The following is an 11,203-nucleotide window of genomic DNA, read 5'->3' as shown; positions in this document are numbered from 1 at the left end:
GCCATTTGTCCTTGGCAGTGAGGGCATTTAGGAGCGGGATAATCTAGCTTAGCCATGATTTCTTTATGCGTTCCAGCATCTAGAACATCCAAAATCGTAATGTTAGGGTCTTTGATTTCCAGTAAGTTTGTGATAAAATTTAATTGTTCCATAAGATTCTTTCTAATGATGGTTTGGTCGCTTTTCATTATAGGTCATATGGGACTTTTTTTCTACAACAAAATAAGCTCCATAATCCCTAAAGTGATTTTACCCACTACAGAAATTATAGAGCCAAAAGTCTTGGCTTTGGTCAAGGCTTTTTGTTTTGCAATTAAGAGAGAAAACTATATTGAAAAAAATAGTGATTGATAGCACCTTTCCTAACTATTTTAGTTTTTCAGTATGTATGGACGCAGTGATATTATCCCCCCTAATATAGTTAAAAATATACTTTTGTAGTTTGAAATGAACCAATTAATAGTGTAAAATATTTTATATTAATTCAGCATATATGGAAAAACAATACTATCCATGATAAAAGTTATTTGTTGTATTATTGCTAGTATTTGAGTAATAAGGTATCGTTTTACAAATATTTTTATAACATTATTTTATAATAATTCATATTAATGATTGAATTAAACTTGATTAGGTTACAGGGGGATTTTATGATAAAAAGATCAAGAAAAGAATTAGTGAGCTTAGGTGTAATATTGATTGGCACAATTTATACGATTGTGCATTATTTAGTAGTGGTTCTTCATAAGATGTTTCTCTTTTATGATAGTTTCGCAGAATTAAAATTTTGGATCGAAAAATTACTGATAGGTCTGATGTTATTTATTTTCTTTGAGCATCATAAAAAAGAGATCTTATCCCATGTAATGGATAAGATTAGAAGCATGTGCCTGAAAAAGATTGTAATCTGGAGTATTCTTTTAGATAGTTTAATCTAGTATTTAGATTTTATCAATTTTGAAAACAACAAAGTATTTTTAAGAATCGCTCCAATTGCTCTGATCTGTTTTACCATATTTATGGCGGTCGCATATTATAATGTAAAAAGAAGATTTGGCAGTATTGATAGCAAGATAAATTTTTTCACTGGTTACATGTCTTACATTTATTTTCCATCGGTATTCATGGCATATTCTTCAAAAGTGATTATTTCATTTTTAGAAAATAATGAAGTGAAATTGGAAATCATGCAGATCATTCCAAGATTTTACTCTATTCTAGTGAAATTTACGACGATGAATAGATTTATTTTAATTTTGACAGCTGTTTTTGTTATTATATCTGTCGGAGAATTGATCATAAAAATACCAGCTAAAAGTGCTAGAAAAGAAAGGGTAAATTATGCGGTAAAGATAGTACTTAGTTTCTTTGTATCAATATTATGGCTATTTTTCCTGCAAACGTATTTGTTGATCATCGATATGTTTAATGTGGGGAGATAAAAGATATTTTAGGCCCAAAGTTGCCGGGAGTAGTTGTAGACAAATCGCTTATTATCACAGTTTTGTCACTGCACTATGTGGCTTCTCTTATCATCATCAAATTAATAAAGGGATATTTGGTGCAAAATGACGATTGTAAAAGTAGAATAGCGGGGATTAATCAGAAGTATAAGCGAAAATATAGGAGATATAAAAACTAGCACTGATTCTGTTTGAAAATTTAGAGGTTGGAACTTCCTTTTCAGCCTCTTTTTGTGCTTGAACGGTCATTTTGTCAACTATCTGACAACATTTAAGCCTGAAAGTTTAGCATATTGGCTTTTCTTTCACAGACTGTCAACTACCTTTGTTAAACTGATAGTAGAAAATATTAAAGGAGTTTGACAAGTGGTTCAGATGGAATTTCAGACAGTTTATGAAAGAGTGCGAGGAATTGTGTTGCGTTGCTATCGGGATTATTACCTCAATAGTTGGGAGTTGGCAGATTGGGAACAGGAAGGCATGCTGGTCCTGCATCATTTATTAGTGAAATATCCCAAATTATATCAAGTAGAACATGATTTATTTCGCTACTTCAAAACTAAATTTCGCAATCATATCCTAGATAAAGTAAGAAAACAAGAAAGCGAAAAACGAAAATTTAATAAACCTCAGTATGAAGAAGTGGGAGAAATCGGTCATAGATTAAGTGCTAAGGGAATGAATTCCGATGAACTTGTTTTGTTTCGTTTGGCTATTAAAGAGTATAGAGAAAAATTAGAGGGTGAACGCTTACAACAGTACGAGTTGCTACTTCAAGGGAAAACGTTTAAAGGAAAAAGGGCCATGTTGAAAGAAATGGCTTATGACCTTTGTGACTTTAATCCCTACTGTTGAAAACATGTAAGGAGATTGAAAATCATATGAAAAGAAGAGTTTTTTCTTGACTCTTTTTTCTTTTGTGTTATAATTAACCAGTAAAGAATTAACTAGTTAATAAAACGAGGTTTGGCTCATGAATTTAGCAGAACAAATTGATCAATTTTTAAATGAAGTTGTCTTACGAGCTGAAAATCAGCACGAGGTTTTGATTGGATCTTGTACGAGTGAAGTAGCTTTAACCAATACGCAAGAGCATATTCTCATGCTTTTGGCTGAGGATAAACTGACCAATACGGACTTGGCCCGTTTTCTTAAGGTTAGTCAGGCTGCGGTAACCAAGGCTATTAAGTCTTTAATCAAACAAGGAATGCTAGAAGCGGTTAAAGACAGCAATGATGCGCGAGTGACTTATTATCATCTGACCGATTTGGCAAAACCTGTTGCGGCGGAGCATCGCCATCATCACGCTCATACCTTAGACGCTTATGAAAAGGTAGTCGGACAATTTTCCGAAAAAGAACAAGAGACAATCGGTCGTTTTTTGACGACCTTAGTAGGAGAAATGCATTAATGAGGTACATCACAGTAGAGGATTTGTCTTTTTACTATGACAAGGAACCAGTACTGGAACATATCAATTATTACGTAGATAGCGGAGAGTTCGTGACTCTGACAGGGGAAAACGGAGCAGCCAAAACAACCTTGATCAAGGCGAGTTTAGGCATTCTTCAGCCCAAAGTTGGCAAGGTAACTATTTCTAAGACCAATATCAAGGGAGGAAAGTTGCGCATTGCCTATTTGCCTCAGCAGATTGCAAGTTTCAATGCGGGTTTTCCTAGTACGGTTTATGAGTTTGTCAAATCAGGGCGTTATCCGCGCAAAGGATGGTTTCGTAGATTGACTGCTCATGATGAGGAGCATATTAAGGTTAGTTTGGAGTCGGTCGGCATGTGGGAGCACCGCTATCATCGGATTGGCTCGCTTTCTGGTGGGCAAAAGCAGCGGGTAGTCATCGCACGCATGTTTGCCTCGGATCCGGATATTTTCGTTTTGGACGAGCCGACAACAGGGATGGACGCTGGGACAAAGGATGATTTTTATCGTCTGATGCATCATAGTGCCCATAAGCATGGCAAGGCTGTGTTGATGATTACTCATGACCCCGAGGAAGTCCGAAAATATGCGGATAGAAATATTCATTTGGTGCGCAATCAAGATTCGCCTTGGCGTTGTTTCAATGTCCACGAAGCAGATCAGGAGGTGAGTCATGGCTAATCTATTAAATTATGATTTTATGCAGCGTGCCTTTCTGGCAGTGATCGCTATGAGCCTTTTTTCACCGGTTCTAGGGACTTTCCTGATTTTGCGGCGGCAAAGTCTCATGAGTGATACGCTTAGTCACGTTTCTCTTTCGGGTGTGGCCTTTGGGCTTTTGCTTGGCATTTCGCCAACTTGGTCAACGATTGTCGTGGTTGTTGTTGCAGCAATATTCCTTGAATATCTGCGCACGATTTACAAGGACTTTATGGAAATTGGGACAGCTATTCTCATGTCAACAGGACTTGCTTTGGCCTTGATTGTTATGAGTAAGGGTGGAGGATCTAGTTCTATGAGCTTGGATCAGTATCTCTTTGGCTCAATTGTGACCATTTCGATAGAGCAGGTGTGGGGACTCTTTGCCATTGCAGCCATCGTCTTGGTTCTGACCTTCCTTTTCATTCGGCCCATGTACATTCTGACCTTTGATGAGGATACGGCTTTTGTAGATGGTCTTCCGGTGCGCACCATGTCCATCCTATTTAATGTAGTGACTGGTGTGGCTATTGCGCTGATGATTCCTGCGGCAGGAGCTCTTCTAGTATCAACGATTATGGTTTTGCCTGCTAGTATCGCTCTGAAGCTTGGGAAAAACTTTAAATCGGTCATTTTGCTGGCTAGTCTGATCGGCTTTATTGGTATGATTGCAGGTCTTTACATTTCTTACTATGCTGAGACGCCGGCTAGTGCAAGTATTACCATGATTTTTGTTACGGTCTTTTTGCTAGTCAATTTATTGGCGAAAATCAGAAAACAATTTTAGAGAAGGAGTTTTCTATGAAGAAAATTGGATTATTACTTTTAGGTTTATGTGCTTTGATTTTGACAGCTTGTTCAAGTCAGGCGAAGAAAGATGATAAATTACACTTGGTAACAACATTTTACCCTGTGTATGAATTTACCAAGCAAGTAGCAGGAGACACTGCCAATGTTGACTTGTTAATCGGTGCGGGAACTGAGCCACACGACTATGAACCGTCTGCTAAGGCAGTGGCAAAGATCCAAGAAGCGGATGCCTTTGTTTATGAAAATGAAAACATGGAAACTTGGGCACCTAATGTGGTTAAGAATTTGAAAAATAAAAAGACCAAGGTCATTAAAGCAACTGAAAATATGCTTTTATTGCCTGGTGGTGAAGAGGAAGAAGACCACGACCACGGTAGCGAAGGTCACCACCATGCTTATGACCCCCATGTATGGTTGTCACCACAGCGTGCCATTAAAATGGTTGAAAATATTCGTGATAGTTTGAGTAAGGATTTTCCAAAGCAAAAGAAAACATTTGAAAAGAATGCTGCTGCTTATATCAAGAAGCTAGAAAAATTGGACAAACTTTACGCAGATTCTCTGAAAGATGCCAAACAAAAGAATTTTGTCACTCAACACACAGCCTTTGCCTATCTAGCTTTAGACTATGGCTTGAAACAAGTTTCTATCAGTGGATTGTCACCAGAAAATGAACCTTCAGCTGCACGCTTGGCTGAATTGACTAAATATATCAAAGACAATCAAATCAAGTACATCTACTTTGAAGAAAATGCTTCTAAGAAAGTGGCGGATACTTTGGCAAAAGAAACAGGTGTACAGTTAGATGTTCTTAATCCTTTGGAAAGCTTAACTGATAAAGAAACCAAAGCAGGTGAGGATTACATTTCTATAATGGAAAGTAACCTTAAGGCACTAGAAAAAACAACGAAACAAGATGGACCAGCCATTGCTCCTGAAAAGGAAGAAGATACTAAAACAGTAACGAATGGTTATTTTGAAGATAGCGCTATCAAGGATCGTGAACTTTCTGATTGGAAAGGTGATTGGCAATCAGTTTATCCTTATCTGAAAGATGGGACCCTGGATCAAGTCTTTAATTATAAAGCGAAGTTGACTGGCAAGATGACAGCAGCTGAGTACAAAGCCTACTATGATAAGGGTTACAAGACGGATATTTCAGCTATTAAAATTACTGACAAGACCATGAGCTTTACAGTGAATGGCGAGACTAAAACTTACACTTACAAGTATGCTGGTAAGCACACTTTGACTTATTCTAAGGGAAATCGTGGTGTTCGCTTCATGTTTGAAGCAACCGACCCAGATGCAGGTGAGTTCAAGTATGTTCAATTTAGCGATCACAATATCGCACCAACCAAAGCCGCTCACTTCCATATTTACTACGGTGGCGAAAGTCAAGAAAAACTTTGGGATGAGTTAGAAAACTGGCCAACTTACTACCCAAGTAAATTGACTGGTCTGGAAATCGCTCAGGAAATGCTGGCGCATTGATGGGATAGAAATTTTTTAGAATGAAAGACAAACTACAATGGTAAATGTGGTTTGTCTTTTTTGTAAAGTTATGAATAGTAGTTGCCTGTTATTAATATTTTTGGAAATAGAGGAAAATTATCGGTAAAATAGTAAATTATGGATATGCTAGAATATTAAATAAAAAAATAAGTTTTTAAAGAGGAGAAAATTTTCAACTCCTGAGGCTGGGACAAAAGTCTGCAACCTCGAAAATCTGTTCGGAATATGTACAAGACGCGGTAGCCGCGTCGAAGATCCTTTCGCTCTGCACTTGCTTTCCGCAAGCTAAGAGATCCCGGTCTTCTCCTTCTTTCAAGGCATTCATCGAATGCCTTGAAGCTTTGTTCGCCTTTACCGGCTTCGTACAAGCCTAATAGGCATCGCGGGGGTGGGACGACGAACTATTCCTTTACAGTTTTTTGTGACAAGCTTCGCTTGCTTTATCCACAACCTCCAATAGTCTCCCAGACTATTGGAGCTGTCCCACTCCCACAAAATATAAGAACAGTGAACTCGGTTCATTGAGAGGGCTGGTTCAGAATCTGGAGCTGATCGCATAATAGTTTCAGATATAGTTGGAATTATTAAAATATCACAACTTTATAATAATTAGAAATCAAAAGGTATTTGATGAAATTAAGGAAAAATAGTAGAGTTAATTTAATTATTATGCTATACTGAATACAGTGTGCCTTTGTGAGGATACTGATAATAAGCGTTTTATTGACTAAGAAATTTTATTCGAGTCGTATTCATGTTTGTAACCTTATTCTCACATTTTTTAGCGCCTAAAAAAGTATAAGAGGAAACATATCATGAAAAAAATGATAGGAATTTTATTCAAGATAATTATGGTTTTGAGTATAGCTGTTCTAGCTTCTAGTAATAGTGCAGTTAATGCTGCAGCACGCAAGAACCAAGATTTATCTAAGTATGTAAAAGTTAAAGATTTTACAATTTATAACGAAAAGGGGAATAACTCTGAAACTAATCCAATAAAGACCTATGACCAGTTTGGGCTAAAGGCAACATTCGATATAGACACTAAAGGGGCTATAACCATTAAAGAAGGCGACACCGTTAAGTTTAAAACACTTGGAGTGGACAAAAAGATTACCGCCCTTAATGGAGCGACAACCGCTTGGGCCGAATTAAAAGGACAAATTAATGGTGTGGAGAAAGTTATTGGTCAATGGCGAATTACAAGCTCCCAAGTTATAGAAATAAAATTTGGGAAAAACTCAGAAGGTACATCAGTTATTGGTTCTGTTAGTTTAGATACAGGTATTTCTCGTAAAGCACATGTAGTAAGTTATACAGAAGGAAAAGCTAAATCATTTGAAGTGACTGTAGGCGATTATAAAAAAGCAGTTTATTTTATGGGAGGAACACTAACAAAAGAAATTTTAACTAATAGCAGTAAGTGGGCTTCTACGAAAACAAATAAATTGGTGGAGTGGGGAATAAATGTTAATGCTGACCAAATAGATAAGCTTTCTTGGGATAAGTATGAAGTTAAACAAAATGTGTATCTTGAAGATAATTTAGGAGAAAGGGAATTTAAAGGGATTTCTTTTAGGCTTTCTACAACATACCCAATGTCATTAACAGATAAAACACGTTCTACACAAGGACTAATAAAAGCCTTCACAAATGTGTTTACAGAAGTCCAGCCTGATTACACAGCCTATCCGACTTATGAGTCGTTTAAAAATAGTTTAAAGCCATTAGAATACGGCGTTTATAAAGACGGTACTAATACTCGTGTTGTAGTATATTTTGGTAATTTTGATAAAACAGCACCTAAGTATTCAACTGTATGGCCAACTATGTATGAAGATGTTGCCAATTATGCTATAGAGAAAGGATATTATAAACAAGAAGACAAAGAAAAATTAAAAGAAATTCTTGAAAAAACTTATGGTAGCACAAATGTTATAGAAGGTTCTATTCCTGCATGGTTAGTTTATATCGACGTAGATTACCCATTGGCAATTAGTGATACAAAAGTTTCTAATACTGTTGATGTAACCTATGATGGCAACAAAGTTACAAAAAGTGCGGAAACAACTATGAATGGACTATTAGGAACAACAAAACTTTCTAGTCTAGAAGCGGGGCTTGTCAAAGTAAACAGTACAGGTAACGCACTGGCAGGTGCAGAGATAGCATTAGAAAAATTTGAAAATAACAAATGGGTTCAGGCAAAAAATGTTCAAGGAAAAGAGTATAAAGCCTTAACAAATGCCAAAGGAATGGTCAAATTTGAGCAACTGGCAGCGGGGAAATATCGTTTTGTTGAAACAAAAGCACCAGTACCTTATGATAAAGATTCTTTAACGTTTACTGATAAACAAGGGAAGGCTTTACCAAATGGTGAATTTACCGTTAATGCATCTGATGCAGAAGGCCATCTATTAATAGCTAAAAATTCAGTATTAAAAGATAAGATAAAAGTATCAGTAGAGAAAAAATGGGTAGGGACAAAACAAAATAAGGTAGAGGTAACATTAGTAGCTGATGGAAAAGAAACAAATAAAACATTAGAATTAAGTGATAGTAATTCTTGGAAGTCAGAGTTTAGTGGTTTAAGTAAATATGATTCAGAAGATGGCCACGTTATAAAGTATACAATAAAAGAATTAAACTTACCTGATTATTATACTAGTAAAATAACAGGTGATGCCAACACTGGCTTCACTATCACCAATACATATATTCCTGCTGACCCTATTCAAGTTCCGCTTGTTGCTGAGAAAGTGTTGGAAGGGAAGTCGCTTGAGGCGAATAAGTATCAGTTTAAACTTTTCAAAGTTACAAATGGCACTGAGCAAGAAGTAGAGGCAGTTACCAATAAGCAAGATGGAAGTATCACCTTCACTCCTCTTGCCTTTAATGAGGATGAAGTCGGAGAACATGACTATGTTGTCCGTGAGGTCATTCCGGCAGATAGCGAAAAAGAAGCTGGAGTAACCTATGACAAGACAGAATTTAAAGTCAAAATCAAAGTTGAGAAAGCGTTTGGTCGTAAACTAAAAGCAACTATCACTAGAAGTCCAGAAGAGCTCGTCTTCAAAAATAAATATACAGCCAAGTCAGTGAATGTTCCTCTTTCTGTAACCAAGAAGCTGACTGGTCGCGAGTTAAAGGCAGATGAGTTCGAATTTGTCTTGAAAGACAAAGCCGGCAAGACTGTTGAAACGGTGAAAAACACAGCCGATGGCCAAGTGAACTTCAAAGCTTTAGAGTTTACTAAGACGGGTACTTATGTTTACACTATTAGCGAAACAAAAGGGAACCTAGGTGGTATTTCCTATGACACACATCAAGTTACTGCAACTATTGAAGTAACGGATGACGGTTCTGGTCAACTTAAAGCCAAAACTAGTTATAAGGATAATAACCAAACCTTTAACAACACATACACAACTAAGAAGACTACAGCTGAGTTGAAAGCAACTAAGAAGCTGACCGGTAAGAACCTAGTGAAGGATCAATTTGAATTTGTCTTGAAAGACAAGGACGGTAATGATCTTCAAACGGTGAAGAATACAGCTGATGGCCAAGTGAAGTTTGCGGCGCTTGAGTATGACAAGGTCGGTACCTATACCTACACCATCACAGAAAAAGAGGGTGGTAAAGATATTGAGGGGATCCATTATGATGACTTAACAGTGACCGCGACTGTGACTGTGACTGATGATGGCAAGGGGAATCTTCGTGCTTCTGTTGCCTATTCAGGAGACACTGAATTTAACAACACTTACGCAGCGGCAAAACCGATAGAAGTTGCTCTCCAAGCGAAGAAACTTTTGAATGGTAAGGAGCTTGAGGGAGAACAGTTTGAATTTATCTTGCGTAATGAGCAAGGTAAAGAAGTTTCACGTGCTAAAAATGCACAAGATGGTACAGTTACCTTCCCAACGCTGACCTACAATGAAAATCAAGTAGGAACTTATAAGTTTACCATTGAGGAGGTCGCTGGTAATGAAACTGGAATTAGCTACGATAGCCATAAACTAGAAGTAGAAGTGAAAGTAGAAAAGGTCAGTGCTACAGAACTGAAAGCAACTGTATCTAAGGGTGTGGACGATCTAACTTTCACAAATACTTATACTCCAGCATCAGCTGCTCAGGCAGAAATTGCTGGTAAGAAGGTGTTAAGTGGTAAAGCACTTACAGCCGGACAATATAACTTTGTTCTGAAAAAAGAGGATGGCACAGTTGTTGAGACTGTTCAAAATAAAGCAGATGGCAGCTTTAAGTTCACTCCAATTCAGTATACAGAAGACCAAATAGGAACTCATAAGTATACTGTTAGTGAGGTAGAAGGTAGCGAAGTTGGTATCACTTATGATAAGACAGTGAAAGAGGTTACTGTCACTGTTACGAAAGATAATGCGACGAACAGCCTAAAGGTAAAAGTTTCTACAAAAGCAGATGATCTAACCTTTACAAATACTTACACTCCAGCTAAGACCCAAGTCAAGGTTACTAAGAACTGGGATGATGCGAATAACCAAGATGGCAAGCGAGTGGCTTCTGTAACAGTGAAACTCTTGGCAGATGGTGTTGATACAGGCAAGACAGCTGAGTTGAATGAAGCGAATAACTGGACAGCTACTTTTGATAATTTAGACGCAGATAAAGGTGGTACTCCAATTACCTATAAGGTAGTGGAAGAAACCGTTATTCAGGGTTATACACCAGAAATCACAGGCGATGCCAATACAGGTTTTACCATTACGAATAAGTATGTGCCAGAAACAGTTGATTTGACGGTTCATAAAAATTGGGACGATGCGAATAACCAAGATGGTATCCGTCCGAAAGAAATCACCGTTCATCTTCTAGCAGATGGTCAAAAAGTTGATAGTAAGAAGATTGAGGCAAATGCAGCTGGCAAGTGGTCTACGACCTTTACCAATAAACCAAAATATAAGAATGGTAAGGAAATCAAGTACACTGTTGTAGAAGAAACTGTCAGTGAGTATAAGGGAACGACTGATGGACTCAATATCACCAACTCCTACACACCAAAAGTGGTGGATTATGAAGTGACCAAGAAGTGGGATGATAATGATAATCAAGACGGNAAACGTCCGAAAGAAATCACTGTTCACCTTATGAAGACAGTTGATGGTGTCAAAACAAAAGTTGCGACTAAGGTTGTCACCGAAGCAGATAGTTGGAAGTATACTTTCACTAACTTACCAAAATACGAAGCAGGAAAAGAAATCACTTACTCCGTTGAGGAAGATAAGGTTGAAGGTTATGATACA

The 11,203-nt window shown here is 37.4% G+C and carries 8 protein-coding genes and 1 pseudogene; 8 read left to right on the top strand and 1 reads right to left on the bottom strand.

The window, feature by feature from the left end; all coding sequences use genetic code 11:
• Nucleotides 1-152, bottom strand: a pseudogene (locus tag A3I3_RS10250) (ISL3 family transposase); the annotation flags it as partial.
• A 498-nt stretch (nucleotides 153-650) separates the two neighbouring features.
• Here A3I3_RS10250 and A3I3_RS0107595 point away from each other — a divergent pair.
• The 8 genes from A3I3_RS0107595 to A3I3_RS11015 all read left to right on the top strand — a co-directional run.
• The gene (locus A3I3_RS0107595; RefSeq protein WP_018372119.1) at nucleotides 651-938 is read left to right on the top strand and encodes a hypothetical protein; all 288 of its coding nucleotides are present in this window, start codon (nucleotides 651-653) and stop codon (nucleotides 936-938) included.
• Between the two features lie 81 nt (nucleotides 939-1,019).
• Nucleotides 1,020-1,442, top strand: coding sequence for a hypothetical protein (locus tag A3I3_RS0107590; RefSeq protein ID WP_018372118.1), 423 nt, complete (start codon nucleotides 1,020-1,022; stop codon nucleotides 1,440-1,442).
• A 396-nt stretch (nucleotides 1,443-1,838) separates the two neighbouring features.
• A complete protein-coding gene (locus tag A3I3_RS0107585) occupies nucleotides 1,839-2,318 on the top strand; it encodes a sigma-70 RNA polymerase sigma factor region 4 domain-containing protein (RefSeq protein ID WP_026129860.1) in 480 nt (159 codons plus the stop codon).
• Between the two features lie 118 nt (nucleotides 2,319-2,436).
• Complete coding sequence (locus tag A3I3_RS0107580; RefSeq protein WP_018372116.1) at nucleotides 2,437-2,874, top strand: zinc-dependent MarR family transcriptional regulator; 438 nt, start codon at nucleotides 2,437-2,439, stop codon at nucleotides 2,872-2,874.
• Complete coding sequence (locus tag A3I3_RS0107575; protein WP_018372115.1) at nucleotides 2,874-3,578, top strand: metal ABC transporter ATP-binding protein; 705 nt, start codon at nucleotides 2,874-2,876, stop codon at nucleotides 3,576-3,578. The genes A3I3_RS0107580 and A3I3_RS0107575 overlap by 1 nt, the downstream gene beginning before the upstream one ends.
• Nucleotides 3,571-4,383: a metal ABC transporter permease gene (locus tag A3I3_RS0107570; RefSeq protein ID WP_018372114.1), complete on the top strand. Its 813-nt coding sequence runs from the start codon at nucleotides 3,571-3,573 to the stop codon at nucleotides 4,381-4,383. The genes A3I3_RS0107575 and A3I3_RS0107570 overlap by 8 nt, the downstream gene beginning before the upstream one ends.
• Nucleotides 4,384-4,397: 14 nt before the next feature.
• On the top strand, nucleotides 4,398-5,900 hold the full coding sequence (locus A3I3_RS0107565; RefSeq protein WP_018372113.1) for a zinc ABC transporter substrate-binding protein AdcA: 1,503 nt from the start codon (nucleotides 4,398-4,400) through the stop codon (nucleotides 5,898-5,900).
• Nucleotides 5,901-6,736: 836 nt separating this feature from the next.
• Nucleotides 6,737-11,203 (top strand): Cna B-type domain-containing protein (locus A3I3_RS11015; RefSeq protein WP_018372112.1); only part of this gene is annotated, 4,467 nt, incomplete at its 3' end.

Source organism: Streptococcus massiliensis DSM 18628, assembly GCF_000380065.1.
In the GTDB taxonomy this organism is placed as follows: Bacteria; Bacillota; Bacilli; order Lactobacillales; family Streptococcaceae; genus Streptococcus; species Streptococcus massiliensis.
The sequence above is the reverse complement of the archived record's forward strand: the minus strand, read 5'-3'. Positions and strand labels throughout refer to the sequence as shown.